Source organism: Actinomadura sp. NBRC 104425 (genome assembly GCF_030269545.1).
GTDB lineage: Bacteria > Actinomycetota > Actinomycetes > Streptosporangiales > Streptosporangiaceae > Spirillospora > Spirillospora keratinilytica.
The window spans coordinates 145,034-161,331 of the sequence record NZ_BSTN01000013.1 but is presented as its reverse complement, the minus strand read 5'-3'; the positions used below and the strand labels follow the sequence as shown (position 1 = coordinate 161,331).

Annotated in this window: 13 protein-coding genes; 9 read left to right on the top strand and 4 right to left on the bottom strand. The window is 74.9% G+C overall.

What is annotated here, in order from left to right; genetic code table 11:
• The first annotated feature begins 81 nt into the window (after positions 1-81).
• Positions 82-1,272, top strand: a complete 1,191-nt coding sequence (locus QSK22_RS20660) for a L,D-transpeptidase (RefSeq protein WP_285495901.1) — start codon at positions 82-84, stop codon at positions 1,270-1,272.
• Between the two features lie 180 nt (positions 1,273-1,452).
• The gene (locus QSK22_RS20655) at positions 1,453-2,988 is read left to right on the top strand and encodes a glycosyltransferase family 4 protein (RefSeq protein ID WP_285495900.1); all 1,536 of its coding nucleotides are present in this window, start codon (positions 1,453-1,455) and stop codon (positions 2,986-2,988) included.
• Here the strand turns inward: QSK22_RS20655 and QSK22_RS20650 are convergent.
• Positions 2,906-3,742 carry an SAM-dependent methyltransferase gene (locus QSK22_RS20650; protein WP_285495899.1) on the bottom strand — a complete coding sequence of 279 codons (837 nt, stop codon included), beginning with the start codon at positions 3,740-3,742 and terminating at the stop codon, positions 2,906-2,908. The two genes, QSK22_RS20655 and QSK22_RS20650, sit on opposite strands and share 83 nt — an antisense overlap.
• Before the next feature lie 421 nt (positions 3,743-4,163).
• Here QSK22_RS20650 and QSK22_RS20645 point away from each other — a divergent pair, with 421 nt between their 5' ends.
• Positions 4,164-5,459: an erythromycin esterase family protein gene (locus tag QSK22_RS20645; protein ID WP_285495898.1), complete on the top strand. Its 1,296-nt coding sequence runs from the start codon at positions 4,164-4,166 to the stop codon at positions 5,457-5,459.
• 105 nt (positions 5,460-5,564) lie between these two features.
• On the top strand, positions 5,565-8,087 hold the full coding sequence (locus QSK22_RS20640; protein ID WP_285495897.1) for an ATP-dependent Clp protease ATP-binding subunit: 2,523 nt from the start codon (positions 5,565-5,567) through the stop codon (positions 8,085-8,087).
• A gap of 2 nt (positions 8,088-8,089) precedes the next feature.
• Here QSK22_RS20640 and QSK22_RS20635 read toward each other — a convergent pair whose 3' ends face one another.
• Positions 8,090-8,857, bottom strand: coding sequence for a peptidoglycan recognition protein family protein (locus tag QSK22_RS20635; RefSeq protein ID WP_285495896.1), 768 nt, complete (start codon positions 8,855-8,857; stop codon positions 8,090-8,092).
• A 467-nt stretch (positions 8,858-9,324) separates the two neighbouring features.
• Between QSK22_RS20635 and QSK22_RS20630 the strand changes: the two genes are divergently transcribed.
• Complete coding sequence (locus QSK22_RS20630) at positions 9,325-10,173, top strand: hypothetical protein (protein ID WP_285495895.1); 849 nt, start codon at positions 9,325-9,327, stop codon at positions 10,171-10,173.
• On the opposite strand, the gene QSK22_RS20625 is transcribed toward QSK22_RS20630, so the two are convergent.
• Both QSK22_RS20625 and QSK22_RS20620 read right to left on the bottom strand, forming a co-directional pair.
• Positions 10,170-11,570 (bottom strand): GntP family permease, encoded by a 1,401-nt coding sequence (locus QSK22_RS20625; protein WP_285495894.1) that lies wholly within the window; start codon positions 11,568-11,570, stop codon positions 10,170-10,172. The genes QSK22_RS20630 and QSK22_RS20625 overlap by 4 nt on opposite strands.
• Positions 11,571-11,675: 105 nt before the next feature.
• Positions 11,676-12,218, bottom strand: a complete 543-nt coding sequence (locus tag QSK22_RS20620; protein ID WP_285495893.1) for a gluconokinase — start codon at positions 12,216-12,218, stop codon at positions 11,676-11,678.
• A 135-nt stretch (positions 12,219-12,353) separates the two neighbouring features.
• Between QSK22_RS20620 and QSK22_RS20615 the strand changes: the two genes are divergently transcribed.
• From QSK22_RS20615 to QSK22_RS20600, 4 genes are all read left to right on the top strand, one after another.
• Positions 12,354-13,079, top strand: a complete 726-nt coding sequence (locus QSK22_RS20615; protein ID WP_285495892.1) for a FadR/GntR family transcriptional regulator — start codon at positions 12,354-12,356, stop codon at positions 13,077-13,079.
• 245 nt (positions 13,080-13,324) lie between these two features.
• Positions 13,325-13,549, top strand: coding sequence for a hypothetical protein (locus tag QSK22_RS20610; RefSeq protein WP_285495891.1), 225 nt, complete (start codon positions 13,325-13,327; stop codon positions 13,547-13,549).
• 168 nt (positions 13,550-13,717) lie between these two features.
• Positions 13,718-14,995 (top strand): carbohydrate kinase family protein, encoded by a 1,278-nt coding sequence (locus tag QSK22_RS20605; RefSeq protein WP_285495890.1) that lies wholly within the window; start codon positions 13,718-13,720, stop codon positions 14,993-14,995.
• Positions 14,992-16,284: a family 4 glycosyl hydrolase gene (locus tag QSK22_RS20600; protein WP_285495889.1), complete on the top strand. Its 1,293-nt coding sequence runs from the start codon at positions 14,992-14,994 to the stop codon at positions 16,282-16,284. Before QSK22_RS20605 ends, QSK22_RS20600 begins: the two co-directional genes overlap by 4 nt.
• Positions 16,285-16,298: the final 14 nt, after the last annotated feature.

Sequence of the window (16,298 nt, the reverse complement as noted above, 5' to 3'; positions counted from 1 at the left end):
TGTTCCGGTGGTAGACGGGCGGGGTCCTGGAGGTTAGAGGTGCAGCGGAGGGTTTCCGCAGGAGTTCGGGCGGGCGCGGGTGTGACGGGGGCGCTGCTGCTTTTGGCGGCCTGCTCGGGCGGTGAGGAAGGCGACGGGGTCACCGTCGGCGGCAAGGGGGAGGCCGGCGCCCCGCAGGTGACGATCACCCCCGGCAACGGCAGCGGGCAGGCCCGCCCCGATCAGGGCGTGACGGTCCGGGTGACGGGCGGCACGATCGAGAAGGTCACGCTGACCCGCAAGGGCAAGCCGGTGGAGGGGCAGCTGTCGCAGGACCGCACCAGCTGGCAGTCGCGCACCCTGCGGCCGGGCAGCCAGTACCAGGTGACGGCGGTGGCCAAGAGCCCGAAGGGCAAGAGCACCAGCGTGCAGAGCACCTTCACCACGATGAAGGCGCCGGTCGCGCTGAGCATCTCCGACGTGACGCCCATGCAGGGCGAGAAGGTCGGCGTCGGCATGCCGATCATCGTGACGTTCAACCGCGCGGTGGAGGACAAGCGCGCGGTCGAGCAGGCGCTGGAGGTCAAGTCCACCAAGCCCGCCACCGGCGCGTGGTACTGGACGGCCCCCAACCAGGTGATCTTCCGTACCAAGAACGGCACCTACTGGCAGGCCAACCAGACGGTCACCTTCCGCGCCCGGCTGGCCGGGGTCAAGGCGGGCAAGCGCACCTACGGGGTGAACGACGCGGCCCGCCGGTTCACCGTCGGCGACGCGCACGTGTCCAGGGTCAGCACCAAGACCAAGCGGATGGTCGTCACCAGCAACGGCCAGCGGGTCAAGAGCTGGCCGATCAGCGCCGGGCGGGGCGGCCGGGTGGTCAACGGCGTCGACACCTTCCTGACCACCAGCGGCATCCACCTGACCATGGGCAAGGAGAACCCGGCGATCATGACGTCGGAGTGGATGGGCGTCGACCCCGACGACAAGAAGAACGGCGGCTACCGGGAGGTCATCCCGTGGGCCGTGCGGATCTCCAACAGCGGCGAGTACGTCCACTCCATGGCCAGCACCGTGTGGGCGCAGGGGCGCCAGAACGTCAGCCACGGCTGCGTCAACTCCCCGCCCGCCTACGCCAAGTGGTTCTACAACTGGTCCTACCGGGGTGACATCGTGATCATCACCGGCAGTGCGCGCCGCCTGGAGTGGAACAACGGGTGGAGCTACTACCAGATGAGCTGGAACCGCTGGGTGAAGGGCAGCGCCCTCGACCGCGAGGTCACCACCGCCTGAACCGCCCGCCGGGGGACCGCCCGCCGGATCGCCGTCCGGAGGTCCCCCGGCGACCGGCTCCGGCCGGTGCGCGTCGTTGATATGGCGACATCTCGGGAAATATCCCACTAGGGATTTCCGGGGATCGGGGGACGCCGCATGGTGCCTGGAGAACGACGCGCACGGCGCCGGGCGCGGCGCGTGACACCGCGGAACGTGCGCGCCGCCGCGCGCCGGAGGCTGCGGCGCGGTCGGCGGCGGGTGCTGGCGGTCGCGCACCGGGGCGTGCGGAGGGCGGCCCTGTGGACGGTGCGGCCCCTGATGCCCGGCAGGCCGCCGCCGTGGGACGCGCCATGGACCGCGGCCGCGGCCGAGTCGCCGGACCGGGCGCCGGACCAATCGCCGGACGGGGCGCGGCGGCCGCGCGTGCGGATCCTGCTGCAGCACGCCCACGGGACCGGCGGCACCGTCCGCACGGTGCTCAACCTGGCCGGGCACCTGGCCCGGCGGTACGACGTGGAGATCGTCAGCGTTGTCCGCCGCCGGGCCGAGCCGTTCTTCCCGATCTCCCCGGACGTGACGGTGCGGTTCGCCGAGGACCGCCGCACTCCGCCGCCCGGGCGGGTCGAGCGCCTGCTGACGCGGCTGCCGAGCGTGCTGGTGCCCGTCGACGACGCCTCGTTCAGCACCGTCAGCCTGTGGACCGACCTGTGCCTGCTGCGCGCGCTGCGCGGGCCCGCGCCCGACGTGCTGGTCGGCACCCGGCCGTCGCTCAACCTGCTCGCCGCCGAGCTGGGCGGACGCGGCGTGGTCACCATCGGGCAGGACCACATGAACCTGGCCGCCTACCGGCCCCGCCTGCGCCGCGAGATCGCCCGCGCCTACCGGCGGCTCACCGCGGTGGCCGTGCTCACCGAGGCGTCCCGCGCCGGCTACCGGCAGGTGCTGGCGGGCGCGCCGACCCGGGTGGTGCGCATCCCCAACGCGCTGCCAAAGCTGCCCGGCGGGCCGTCGCCGCGCACCGCCAAGGTGATCCTGGCCGCCGGCCGCCTGACCAGGCAGAAGGGTTTCGACCTGCTGCTGCGCGCCTACGCCCCGCTGGCCGCCGCGCACCCCGGCTGGACGCTGCGCATCTTCGGCGCGGGTCCCCGGCGCGACGCCCTGCGCGCGGCGATCGCCGAGCACGGGCTGACCGGCCGGGTGCAGCTGTGCGGCCGCACCCCGGACCTGGCCGGGGAGATGACGCGGGCCTCGGTGTACGTGCTGTCGTCGCGGTTCGAGGGCATGCCGATGGTGCTGCTGGAGGCGATGGGCAAGGGCCTGGCGGTGGTGGCGTTCGACTGCCCCACCGGCCCCGGCGAGATGATCACCGACGGCTGCGACGGCCTGGTGGTGCCCGCCGAGGACGTGCCCGCGCTCACCGCCGCGCTGCGCCGGGTGATCGGGGACGCCGGACTGCGCGACCGGCTGGGCGCCCGCGCCGCCGCCACCGCCCGCGGCTACCGCCTCGAGCTGGTCGGCCCCGAGTGGGAGCGGCTGCTGGACGGCCTGCTGGCGGCCCCGCGCGAGGTCCGCGCCGGCCGTCCCGCCGACATCCGCCCGCGCCCAGCCGGGCACGCCCGCCCCGGAAAGGCCGGGGAGCGGCCGGGGCGGCTCAGCGGCGCAGCCCGACCGCCGCGTACATCAGCGCCTGGTCCGGCGGGCGCACCGGGCCCTCCGGACGCCACTCGGAGGTGAACACCACCCCCGGCTCCATCGGCTCCAGACCGTCGAGGAACGCCGCCACCTCCGCCCGCCCGCGCGGCACCAGCGGAGCGCCGCAGCCCGCCGCGTACAGCGCCGCGGCCTCGGTCACCGCGGCGGGCGCCGGGTCGGCGGTCAGGTGGGAGACCGCCAGGGCGCTGCCGGGCGGCATGGCGCGGCGCAGCCCGGCGGTCAGCTCGTGCGGGCGGTCGCCGGCGGTGAGATGGTGCAGCACGCTCGTCAGCAGCACCCCGACCGGGCGGGTCCAGTCCAGCGGCGCGGCGACCGTCACCGCCTCCAGCAGCGCGTCGCGGTCGCGCAGGTCGGCGCACACCACGCTGACGTTGCCGTCGTCGGCCAGCAGCGCCCGGGCGTGCGACAGCACGATCGGGTCGTGGTCGACGTACACCACCCGCGCGCCGGGCGCGTGGCGCTGGGCGATCTGGTGGACGTTCTCGCGGGCCGGCAGGCCGCAGCCGATGTCGAGGAACTGGGCGACGCCGTGCTCGGCCAGCGCGCGCACGACCCGTCCGACGAACGCCCGGTTCTCCCGGGCGGCCGTGCGGGCGTGCGGCTGGACGCGCAGCAGCCGTTCGGCCAGGTCACGGTCGGCGGCGTAGTTGTCCTTGCCGCCCAGCAGCAGGTCGTAGAACCGCGCCGGGTTCGCCTCGCCCGCCGTCGCCCACGGCCGGGACGGTGCGGACGGGGGCGCCGGCGGCGCCGCGATGACGATCTCCGGCTCGCTCATCGCCGTTCCGCCGGTCGGTCGTGGCACCCGGCCGGCCCGCGCGACGCCGCTCCGTGGTGGTTTCCGGATCCGCCGTGGTACGTGGCCCCGTCGTGAAACGTGGACCCGTCGTCGAACATGGTCACCTCACCCTCGGCTCGACAGCCGACCCCCGTCGGCAGCGGGCGGCCCACCGTGTCGCCGGCGGCGACCGGGCGGGACGGGTCCGGCGGAACGTGGGGAGCGCTCCCCGTCCCAGGGGCCGCATACCGATCATCCCCTGACCGGCCCGAGAAAACCGACCCTCCGCCGCTTATTGACAGGTGACCGAATCCGGCCGAGCCGCGGGCGGCCGCCCCCGGGCGCCGGCCCGCCGGGTGAATCGACGCGAGCGAACGGGGAACCGGGGGAGGACCCGGACCGAACGCCGAAAGGGGGCGCCGTGCCCGACATCGACGACGTGACGCGGTCGGCCCTGCCGATCGAGGAGGAGGCGGACCTCGACCCGGTGCTCGACCGGATCGGCGGCGCGCGCTGCGTGCTGCTCGGCGAGGCCAGCCACGGCACCCACGAGTACCACGCCTGGCGGGCGGCGCTCACCCGGCGGCTGATCGCCGAACGGGGGTTCTCGTTCGTCGCGGTCGAGGGCGACTGGCCCGACTGCCGGCGGGTCCACCGCAGCGTGACCGGGGCGCCCGGCGCGGACGGGGACCCCTACGCGGCGCTGGACGCGTTCCGCCGCTGGCCCGCCTGGACGTGGGCCAACCACGAGACGGTCGCGTTCTGCCGGTGGCTGCGCGGGCACAACGCCGCCCTGCCGCCCGAGCGGCGCGTCGGCTTCTACGGGCTGGACGTCTACGGCCTGCGGGAGTCGCTGCGCGCCGTCATGCTGCACCTGGCCGAGCACCGGCCCGAGCACCTGGCGGCCGCGTGCGAGGCGTACCGGTGCTTCGAGCCGTACGGCGACGACCCGCGCGGCTACGCCCGGCTGGTGCCCGAGGACTGCGCGGAGGAGGTGCTCGCCCTGCTCACCCGGCTGCGGCAGCCGGCGGGCGGCGGGCACGCCCCCGACCCGGCCGCCGACCCCTCCGGGCGGCTCGACGCCCGGTTGAACGCCGAGGCCGCCGCGGGCGCCGAACGCTACTACCGCGCCATGATCGGCGGCGGGGGGCGGGCGTGGAACGCGCGCGACACGCACATGGCCGACACCCTGGACCGGCTGCTGGAGTTCCACGGCCCGCGCTCGCGCGCCGTGGTGTGGGCGCACAACACCCACGCCGGCGACGCCCGCGGCACCGACATGGGCCGCGCGGGCCTGGTCAACCTCGGCCGGCTCGTCCGCGACCGGCACGGCGCCGCGGACACGGTGCTGGTCGGGTTCGCGGGCGGGTACGGCGAGGTGGTCGCCGGGCCGCGGTGGGGTGCGCCGATGGAGCTCATGCGGGTGCCGCCGCCGCGTTCGGACTCGGTGGAGGCGCTGCTGTCCTGCGCCGGCCTGCACCGCGCCCTGTTCGTGTTCTCCGCCGCGCCCGGCGCCCGGTGGCTGACCGCCACCCGCGTCCAGCGCGCCATCGGCGCGGTGTACGACCCTGACCACGAGCCGGGCAACTACGTGCCGACCCGCCTCGGCGAGCGGTACGACGTGCTGTGCTGGTTCGCTCACACCTCCGCGCTGGACCCGCTGCACCTGGAGGCGCCCCGGCGCGGCGGGCTGGAGTCCCTGCCGACGGGCGTGTGACGGGGCGCTTGCCCGCATACCGGCCCGGACGAGACGGCCGTTTTGCCGGTCCGTCTCCGGGCAGGGGCCGGGGAGCGTCCGTTTTGACCGACGAGGGGGAACGCCATGACCGGCGACATGTTCGGGCACGGGGCGTTCGGTTCCGATCCGTTCGAGGACTTCTTCGCCCGCTTCTTCGGTCCCGGTTACGCCCGCAGGCCGATGCACCGCATCGACATCGGGCGCCTGATGAACGAGGAGGCGCGGGAGGCGGTGCGGGACGCGGCGGCCAAGGCCGCCGAGTGCGGCAGCGGCGACCTGGACACCGACCACCTGCTGTGGGCGCTGACCCGGCAGGGCGCCACACGCCGGCTGCTGGAGCGCGCGGGCACCGAACCGGACGCCATCGCCCGCGAAGTCGAATCCGAGGTGTCGCGCGGCCGCCCCGGTGACGCCCCGCCCGTGCTGACGCCCGCGGCCAAGCGCGCGCTGCTGGACGCCCACCACATCTCCCGGGCCCTGGGCGCGTCCTACATCAGCCCCGAGCACCTGCTGTACGCGTTGCCGTTGAACCCCGAGTCGCCCGCGGGACGCATCCTGGGCAGGGTGCGGCTGACCCCTGAGACGCTGCAGGAGGCGGGCTCGGGCGGCGGCCCGGGCGGGCAGGCCGCGCCCCCGCCGACCGGCACGCCGACGTTGGACGAGTTCAGCCGGGACCTGACCGCGCTGGCGCGGGAGGGCGCAATCGACCCGGTGGTGGGCCGCGACGAGCAGATCGAGCAGACGATCGAGGTGCTGTCGCGCCGCACCAAGAACAACCCGGTGCTGATCGGCGACCCCGGCGTCGGCAAGACCGCGATCGTGGAGGGCATCGCCCAGCGCGTCGCCGACGGCGAGGTGCCCGAGACGCTGCGCGCCACCCGGGTCGTCCAGCTCGACCTGGCGGGCGTGGTGGCCGGCACCCGCTACCGGGGCGACTTCGAGGAGCGCCTCAAGAAGATCATCGACGAGATCCGCGAGCACTCGGCCGACCTGATCGTGTTCATCGACGAGATGCACACCGTGGTCGGCGCGGGCGGCGCGGAGGGCGCGCTGAACGCCGGGAACATGCTCAAGCCCGCGCTGGCCCGCGGCGAGCTGCACATCATCGGCGCGACCACGGTCGACGAGTACCGCAAGGACGTGGAGAAGGACGCGGCGCTGGAGCGGCGGTTCCAGCCGATCCTGGTGCCCGAGCCGTCCGTCGAGGACACCATCGAGATCCTGCGCGGCCTGCGCGACCGCTACGAGGCCCACCACCAGGTGCGCTTCACCGACGAGGCGCTGGTGGCCGCCGCCCGGCTGGCCGACCGCTACATCACCGACCGGTTCCTGCCCGACAAGGCGATCGACCTGGTGGACCAGGCGGGCGCGCGGGTGCGTTTGCGGGTGCGCACCCCGGCCGCCGATGTGCGGCGGCTGGAGCAGGAGCTGGAGCGCCGCCGCCGGGAGAAGGACCACGCCGTCGCCGCCGAGCAGTACGAGCGGGCCTCGGCGCTGCGCGACGAGATCAGGGACCTGGAGCGGCGGATGCAGCAGGCGCAGCAGCGCGGCACCGACCCGCACGCCGTCCCCGAGGTCACCGAGGTGGACATCGCCGAGATCGTCTCGCGCACCACCGGCGTCCCGGTCGCCCGGCTCACCGAGGAGGAGCGGGAGCGGCTGCTGCGGCTGGAGGAGCATCTGCGCCGCCGCGTCATCGGGCAGGACGACGCGGTGGCGGCCGTCGCCGACGCGGTGCGGCGCTCGCGCTCCGGCCTGGCCGACCCGGACCGGCCGATCGGCGGCTTCCTGTTCCTCGGCCCGACCGGGGTGGGCAAGACCGAGCTGGCCCGCGCGCTGGCCGAGGCGCTGTTCGGCTCCGCGGACCGGATGGTCCGCTTCGACATGAGCGAGTTCCAGGAGCGGCACACCGTCAGCCGCCTGACCGGCGCCCCGCCCGGCTACGTCGGCTACGAGGAGGCCGGGCAGCTCACCGACGCGGTGCGGCGCACCCCGTACGCGGTGGTCCTGCTCGACGAGATCGAGAAGGCCCACCAGGACGTGTTCAACGTGCTGCTGCAGGTGCTGGACGACGGGCGGCTGACCGACGCGCAGGGCCGCACCGTCGACTTCAAGAACACCATCGTGATCATGACGAGCAACCTCGGCTCGGAGCTGATCACCGGGGGCGGCGCCGGCGTCGGCTTCACCGCCGAGCCGGTCGCCGTGGACGCCCCGCTGCGCGAGCGGGTCATGCGGCGGCTGCGCGAGTCGCTGCGGCCGGAGTTCCTCAACCGCATCGACGAGATCATCGTGTTCCGCCGGCTCGGCGCCGAGCAGCTGCGGCAGATCACCGACCTGCTGCTGGAGGAGACCCGGCGCCGGCTGCGCGCCCAGGACGTCACCGCCGAGTTCACCCCCGAGGCGGTGGACTGGCTGGCCGAGCGCGGCTTCCAGCCCGAGTTCGGCGCCCGCCCGCTGCGCCGCACCATCCAGCGGGAGGTCGACAACCCGCTGTCGACCATGCTGCTGGAGGGGCGGCTGCACCCCGGGCAGCACGTGCGGGTCCGGGTGGCCGACGGCCGCCTGGCCTTCGACACCGAGGTCCCGCAGACCGCGGGCGTCTGAGGTCAGCCGCGGCCGGGGTCTCCGGGGCCCAGGGCCGGGCCGTGGTCGAAGCGGAACCGGGGCCCGGGCAGGCCGCCGCGCCTGCGCTCGGCGAGCACCTGGCTCCTGCGCTGCGCGCCCAGGACGCCGGCCACCTCGTCCCGGAGCCGGGGCAGCATCGCGTACAGCACGTCGCCGGGGCAGGCGGTGGCGTTATAGTCGCGGTGCCCGACGATCGCGGTGTACGGGTCCAGGCCGTACACCCCGCACAGCCACGCGCACGTCTCGACCAGCCGCACCCACAGCTCGGGCGTCGGCTGCACCGTCATGTAGAGGCCTTCGTTCTCGATGCCGATCGTGTGGTCGTTGTGGCTCGCGGTGTGCGCGCCGACGACGTGGTCTCCCGCCTGGATGGCGGCGAGGCTGCGGTTGCGTCCCTCCATGAGGTGGCCGCCGCGGCTGATGGTGAGCTGCTGTCCGGTGTCATCCCAGCCGTTGGAGTCCATGTGGAGGTTCTGGATCGCCCGTGACAGCGCGAACGCCGCGGACAGCGAGTAGTCGGTGGTGTTGGCCGAGGCGGTGTGGTGCACGACGATGTGGTCGGGGGCGCGGTCCAGTACGGTCGCGGCGCGGCGCGGGGCGCGGGCGCCCCATTCGGCGCGGGTGTGGACGCGGGGTGCGGCGAGGGCGTTCTGCGGCAGCAGGGGCGCGGCGCCGAGCAGGGCGCCGCCGGCAGCCGTGGCGGCTCCCCTGAGCATGGTGCGGCGGTCCAGGCGGAAGACTTCGGACATGAGCGGGGCTCCTCGCGAGTCGCTCGGCTCGAAGATGACCTTGCGGGGACGGTAACCCAGAAACCCGTCGGCCAGAAGGGGCCCAGGAGGCGGCTGTGAAAGCTGCGCCGCGCGGCGGGGACGAGCGTTCGCGGAAATGCGGGTTTGCCCATACGCCGCGCGGGACGCGGTCGCCGCGCTCTCGACCGGAGCGTGACTCCGCGTCCGCCGGGACGCCGCCCGCCCTGACCTCGGTAAAACTTGCGATCACCGCAGTCTCGGCGACGATGCGAGGGCGCGTCCCCCGGCGGCGGTCGGGCTCGTGGACCGGCCACATGCGGACACCCGCAGGCCGGAACCGGCGCGCGTCCGCGCCCGTCGGCCGCGATGTGGCGCAAGGCGGACGCGATCGGAACGAGACGTGCGCGCGACCTGCGGTACCGATCCTGCGGTGCGGCGGTCAGCGGAGAGCGGAGGGGGCAGTGTGCGTGCCAGGTGCGGGACGTCTCGTGGTGCTGGGCGTCCTCGTCCTGCTCGCCCTGTCGGCGTGCGGCGGGGGAGGCGGACGCGCGCTGCCCGGGGCGTGGCTCGACATCGCGGTGATGCCGGACGGCGGCGCCCAAGTCGATCTGCGCGCCGCCGGGCGGCTGCGGTCGGACGCGCAGGTGCGCGACCTGGCCGCGGCGGTCGCGCGGGAGCTGTTCCCCGGCGCCGCCGCCGTCCGGGTGCGCACCGCGACCAGCCGCAGCTACCCGTTCGCCAGGGCGGACGTGACCGGCGCCTTCCGGCCGGGCCGCACGGTATCGCTGCAGTTGGACACCGCGCGGGCGTGGCGGCGGCTGGCCGCCGGGGGCTTCGACGAGGGCGGGGTGCGGCTGTGGCTGCCGTCCGTCCCGGCGACGGTGCGGCCGCGGCCGCCGGGAGGGGCCTCGGACGCGCCGCGGTGGACGGTGGGACGGGGGCGGCCCGCCCCGGTGGTGCGGGTCGAGATGCGGCCGCGGCCGGTGCGCTGGTTCGGCGCGGCGGCGCTGCTGGTGCTGGTCGCGGCGGGGGTCGCGGTGTCGGCGGCGGCACGGCGCTGGCCGGTCGCCGTGGCCGCCGCCGGGGTCGCGATCGTCTGCGCGGTCGTCACGGTGTCCGCGGCGGCGGGCCGGCAGGGCGACAACCTGGGCGTCGCCGGGGTGCTCGGCGGGCGCGCCCTCGCCGTGGCCACGGGCGCGCCCCTGGCGGGGCTGCCGCTTGGGCTGGCGGCGGCGGTGCTGTTCGTGCGGGCGCTGCGGCGGCTGCTGCGCGACCCCGCGGCCGACTTCCCGTACGCCGCTGGACGACGCCGCTAGACGACCAGGTCGAGCAGGAGCACGAACACCAGGCCGGTGACCGACAGCACCGTCTCCATCAGCGACCAGCTCTTGACGTTCTGCCCGACGCTCAGCCCGAAGTACTCCTTGACCAGCCAGAAGCCGGCGTCGTTGACGTGCGAGAAGAACACCGACCCGGTGCCGATCGCCAGCACCAGCAGCGAGGTCTCCCCGCTGCTCAGGGTGGTGACCAGCGGTGCCATGATGCCCGCGGCGGTGACGGTGGCCACGGTGGCCGAACCGGTGGCCAGGCGGATCAGCACCGCGACCACCCAGGCCAGCAGCAGCACCGACAGGCCGCTGTCGGCCACCCAGTCGGCGACCAGCTTGCCGATGCCGGTGTCGATGAGGGTCTGCTTGAAGCCGCCGCCGGCGGCCACGATGAGCAGGATGCCCGCGATCGGCGGCAGCGACTTCTCCAGCACCCCGGACACCTCGCGCAGGCTCATGCCCGCGCCGCGGCCGAAGGTGAACATCGCCACGACCACCGCGATCAGCAGCGCCACCAGGGGGGTGCCGAGGTTGTCCAGGACGGTGCGCAGGTGGTCGCCCTCGTCCAGGAAGATGTCGGCCAGCGCCTTGCCCATCATCAGCACGACCGGCAGCAGCACCGTGGCCAGGGTGGCGCCGAACGAGGGGCGGCGGCGGGCGGCTCCGGCGGCGTCCGATTCCGGGCCCGTTTCGTAGAGGGCGGGGGCCGGGACGTCGACCCAGCGTGCGGCGTACCGGGCGAACAGCGGCCCGGACACCGCGATCGTCGGCAGGGCGACGAGCACGCCCAGCGCCAGCGTGACGCCCAGGTCGGCCTTGAGCGCGTCGATGGCCACCAGCGGGCCGGGGTGCGGGGGCACCAGGCCGTGCATGGCCGACAGCCCGGCCAGCGCCGGGATGCCCACCCGCACCAGCGACAGCCCGGACCGGCGCGCCACCAGGAAGATCACCGGCATCAGCAGCACGAGCCCGATCTCGAAGAACATGGGCAGTCCGATCAGCGCCCCGACCAGCGCCATCGCCCACGGCAGCGCGCGCGGCCCGGCGCGGCCGACGATGGTGTCGACGATCTGGTCGGCGCCGCCGCTGTCGGCCAGCAGCCGGCCGAACATGGCGCCCAGCGCGATCAGCGCGCCGACGCCCGCCGCCGTGCTGCCGAACCCGTCGCCGAACCCGCTGATGGTGTCGGCCATGGGCAGCCCGGCGATCCCGCCGACCAGCAGCGAGCCGAGGGTGAGGCCGAGGAACGGGTGCACCTTCAGCCAGGTGATCAGTGCGACGATCAGCGCGATGCCGGCGAGCGCGGCCAGCACGAGCCGGCCGCCGCCGGCGATGGGCTCCTCGGGCGGGGCGAGGGCCAGCGCGGTGAGGGCGAAGCCTGTCATCAGGGACCTCCGGGGGTGGACTCCCGCCTTCCGGGCGGGGGGAGGGGATGGGGATGGGGGCCTCGGCCAGGGATCTCGGCCGGAAGTCTCGGCCAGGGACCTTGGTCAGGCCTCGCGCGGCGGGGACGCCGCGGCGCCGGACGCCGCGTCCAGGTAGGCGTCGACGAGTTCCTCGACGGGGGCGTCGAGGCCGAGGACGATCCCGCGCTCGTCCGGGCCGAGCGGCTCCAGCGTGTCGAACTGGGAGTCGACCAGGGAGGCGGGCATGAAGTGGCCGGCGCGCTCGGCGACCCGCCGCCGCACGACCTCGCGGTCGCCGTGCAGGTGCACGAACACCGCCTGCGGCGCCTCGGCCCGCAGCACGTCGCGGTACACCCGCCGCAGCGCCGAGCAGGTCACCACGCCGCCGCCGGCCGCGTGCCCGGCCAGCCACGCGCCGATCGCGCGCAGCCAGGGCATCCGGTCGGCGTCGTCCAGCGGGATGCCGGCCGACATCTTGGCGATGTTGCCGGGCGGGTGGAAGTCGTCGGCGTCGGCGAACGGCACCCCCAGCCGCCGGGCGAGCGCGGCGCCGAAGGTCGTCTTTCCGGACCCCGCGACGCCCATGACGACGAGCAGCGGGGCGGCGGAGCCGCGGGCTGTGTCCATGACATCGACCTCTCGGATGACGTTTGCCAGAGTGTGGCATGATTCATCAGCTGTTAACAACAGCTGACCTGCATAAGTATGATTTTTTATCCCGACTCCTCGCATACGGCGGCTTACGTGTGATGATTGGTGGCCATGGGGGGCAATGACCGAGCCGGACTGCACGGCAGCGTCCTGGACCAGCTGGGCCTGCTCATCACCTCGCAGGAGCTGGCGCCCGGGCGGGTGCTGCGGATCGAGGAGCTGGAGGCCCGGTTCGGGGTGTCCCGGTCGGTGATCCGCGAGGCGATCCGGGTGCTGGAGTCCATGGGCATGGTCAGCAGCCGCCGCCGCGTCGGCGTCACCGTCGCCCCGCGCTCGGCCTGGAACGTGTTCGACCCGCGCATCATCGGCTGGCGGCTGGACGGCGAGGGCCGCGACGAGCAGCTGCGGTCGCTGAGCGAGCTGCGCCGCGGGGTCGAGCCGGTGGCCGCCGCGCTGGCCGCCCGCCGTGCCACCCCCGCCCAGTGCGGCACGCTGACCGGCGCGGTCATGCAGATGGCGGTGCACGCCAAGTCCGGCGACCTGGACGCCTACCTGGAGGCCGACATCCTGTTCCACCGCACGCTGCTGGAGGCGTCCGGCAACGAGATGCTGGGCGCGCTCGGCGACGTGGTGGCCTCCGTGCTGGCGGGCCGGCACCACCACCACCTGTTCCCCGCCCGTCCCGAGCCCGCGGCGATCCGCTGGCACGCCGAGGTGGCGCAGGCGGTGCAGGCGGGGGACCCCGAGGCCGCCGAACGGGCCATGCGCGACATCGTCGAGGAGGCGACCCGCGCCATGCTCGGCGAGCCCGTCCCCGAGGCCCCCGGCGCCTCCTAGCGCGCGGCCGGCCTCCCCGGCGCCGGCGCGAGAACCGCGCCCGCGGCCGGCAGGGCGCCCCGGAACCCGCGGGACGTGCGCGCACGGAGCCGGATGGGGGAGCGGAGGCGTGCGGGGCGCCGCGCGGCCGGATACACCCGGCCGGGGATTCCGCAATCGGCCATCCGGCGGGGGCGTCCGCGGGGAAGGATGGGGCGCGACGGTGCCCGCGGACACGCGGCGGCCCGACCCCCCGGAGGTGCGACGTGAACAGCGACGTGAACGCGACCGGCGCCAGGTCCCTCCTGCCGACCCGCAAGTGGTGGGCGGCGCTGATCACGGCCCTCACCGCGGTCGTGATCAACTGGATCCAGGCGGGCGCGTTCAGCAAGGAGATCCTCATCGCCCTGATCGGGGTGGTGTCGCAGGCCGCGGTGTCGTACCTGGTGCCGAACGAGAGCACGCCCGGCGGCGTACCGCTCAAGCGCTGACCTGCGCCGGCACGGCGAGCGGCGGCCGGGGCGCCCCGGCACGCCCCGATATCCGGCCGAAAGCACGTTCGGACAAGATCCGATCACAAAGCGTAGCGGAACGTGCCGCCCCGCCGGTGCGCCTGGTTACGATCACCAGCGACGCCGACGCCTCGCCGTGGAGGCACCATGACGCAGACCCTCAGCGGGCCCCGGTCCGACGACACCCGCCGGCAGATCCGGCAGCAGGTCCGGCGGCAGGTCCCGCAGGACGTGCCGCCGGACCTGCAGGAGGCCGCCGCACCGGGCCGGGCGCCCGAGCCGACCCTGCACGACCCGTGCACCGAGCGCGAGCAGGCGGGGCGGCGGCTGCCGCGCGGGGACGACGCCCCGGAACTGGACGTCTTCCTCACCGGCCAGGTCTTCATGGACATGATCTTCACGGGGCTGCCCGGCCTGCCGCCGCCCGGCACCGAGCTGGTCACCGACGGCCTCGGCTCGGCCCCCGGCGGCGTGGCCAACATCGCCGTCGCGATGAGCCGCCTCGGCCTGCGCACCGGCCTGGCCGCGGCGTTCGGCGACGACCTGTTCGGGGCGTACCTGTGGCGCACGCTGTCCGAGCAGGAGGGCGTCGACCTGCGCCGCTCCCGGATGATCCCCGGCTGGCCGTCCCCGGTGACGGTGTCGCTGGCCTACGACTCCGACCGCAGCATGGTCACCTACGCCAAGCCCCTGCCCCTGCAGCCGGACGAGCTGGTCACCGAGCCGCCGCAGGCCAAGACGTGCTTCGTCGACATCGGCCGGCCGGTGCCCGAATGGGTGAAGGCGATGCGCCGCGCCGGCGCCCGCGTGTTCGCCGACCTGGGCTGGGACTCCACCGGGACGTGGTCCGCCGAGGTGCTCGACCGGCTCCGGTACGTCGACGTGTTCCTGCCCAACGCCGTGGAGGCCATGGCCTACACCCGCACCGGCTCCCCGGAGGAGGCCGCGCGGGCGCTGGCGGAGCGGGTCGCGGTGGTGGTCGTCAAACGCGGCGGCGACGGCGCCCTGGCGATCGACTCGGCCGCGGGGGAGTGCGCCGAGACCCGGGCGCTGCCGGTGGAGGCGCTGGACGCCACCGGCGCCGGCGACGTGTTCGCCGCCGGGTTCGTGTTCGGCACGCTGGCGGGCCTGCCGCTGGACGAGCGGCTGCGGTTCGCCAACCTGTGCGCCGGGCTGTCGGTGCGGCACCGCAGCGGGTCGCTGGGAGCGCCGTGCTGGGGCGAGATCGCGGCGTTCGGCGAGTCCGGCGAGGTCCCCGAGGAGGTGCTGGCGGACTACGCCTTCGTCGTGCCCTTCATCCCCGCCTCGGCCGACGACGCCGTCGTCCGCGCCGAGCCCACCCTGCGCTCCCACACGGGGGAACGGCCCCCTGCGGTGCGTTTCCCGACGACGACAGCGGCAACGACGAGAGCGGAGACACGATGACCACGCGCATCGCGGTGATCGGCGCCGGCAGCGGCTACATGCCCGGCGTCATCCGGGGGCTGCTGCACCGCGCCGCCGACCTGGCCGGGGCGCAGTTGCGCTTCCACGACGTGGACGCCGACCACCTGGACGTCATGGCCCGGCTGGCCCGCCGCATGTTCGCCGCCCGCGGGGCCGACTTCACCGTCACCGCGCACACCGACCTCAAGGCCGCGCTGGACGGGGCGGACTTCGTGTTCACCACCTTCCGGCCGGGCGGGCTGCGCGGCCGCCACCTGGACGAGTCGATCCCGCTCCGGCACGGCGTCGTCGGGCAGGAGACGGTCGGCCCGGGCGGGTTCTTCATGGCCTGCCGGTCCGTCCCGGTGCTGCTGGACATCGCCGCCGTGCTCGCCGAGGTCGCCCCGGACGCGTGGATCGTCAACTACACCAACCCCACCAACGTGGTCACCGACGCGGTCTCCCGCTACACCGGCGCGAAGATCCTCGGACTGTGCGACCAGTGGGTGGGCGACACCGAGACCTGGGCCGACCTGCTCGGCCTGCCCGCCGAAGGCCTGGAGATCGACTGGATCGGCACCAACCACGGCACCTGGGCCGAGCGGGTCCGGCTGAACGGCGAGCCCGTCGACATCGCCCCGCTGCTGGAGGCGGCGGAGCCGCACGGCGAGGCCACCCCGCACCGCGACCCGGTCCGCATGGCCGAACTCGGCAAGGCCCTCGGCCTGCTGGTCAACTCCTACGCCAAGTACTACTTCTTCCACGACGAGGTCGTCGCGGAGCTGCGCGCGAAGGGCACCACCCGCGCCGAGGACATCATGGCGATGCTGCCCGCCTACTACGCGCAGGTGGCGGCGGAGGCCGGCAGACCCGACCCCGACCCCAGCCGCGAGCGCGGCGGCGGCGAGCACGGCGAGTTCGCGGTGGACGTGATCTGCGCGATCGCCCGCGACGAGCAGCGCCGGTTCATCGTCAACACCCGCAACCGCGGCGCGATCGCCGCTCTGGAGCCCGACGCGATCGTCGAGGTCCCGGCGGTGGTGGGCCGCCAGGGCGCGGTGCCGCTGGTGATGGGGGACCTGCCGCGCCAGGTCCGCGGCCTCACCCAGGCCGTCCACGAGTACGAGCGGCTGGCCGCCGACGCGGCCGTCACCGGCGACCGGCGCACCGCGCTGCGCGCGCTGCTGGCCCACCCGTTCGTCTCCAGCCTGCGGGTCGCGGAGCGGATCCTCGACGAGGGCCTGGCCGCGCACCGCGCCGACCTCCCCCAGTTCACCAAGGAGCGCTGACGTGCTCCCCGGCC

Coding starts and splice junctions, on each gene's coding strand:
- QSK22_RS20625 (WP_285495894.1), bottom strand. CDS start 11,570: ATGACAGGCTTCGCCCTCACCGCGCTGGCCCTCGCCCCGCCCGAGGAG.
- QSK22_RS20650 (WP_285495899.1), bottom strand. CDS start 3,742: ATGAGCGAGCCGGAGATCGTCATCGCGGCGCCGCCGGCGCCCCCGTCC.
- QSK22_RS20635 (WP_285495896.1), bottom strand. CDS start 8,857: ATGTCCGAAGTCTTCCGCCTGGACCGCCGCACCATGCTCAGGGGAGCC.
- QSK22_RS20605 (WP_285495890.1), top strand. CDS start 13,718: ATGACGCAGACCCTCAGCGGGCCCCGGTCCGACGACACCCGCCGGCAG.
- QSK22_RS20600 (WP_285495889.1), top strand. CDS start 14,992: ATGACCACGCGCATCGCGGTGATCGGCGCCGGCAGCGGCTACATGCCC.
- QSK22_RS20640 (WP_285495897.1), top strand. CDS start 5,565: ATGACCGGCGACATGTTCGGGCACGGGGCGTTCGGTTCCGATCCGTTC.
- QSK22_RS20620 (WP_285495893.1), bottom strand. CDS start 12,218: ATGGACACAGCCCGCGGCTCCGCCGCCCCGCTGCTCGTCGTCATGGGC.
- QSK22_RS20615 (WP_285495892.1), top strand. CDS start 12,354: ATGGGGGGCAATGACCGAGCCGGACTGCACGGCAGCGTCCTGGACCAG.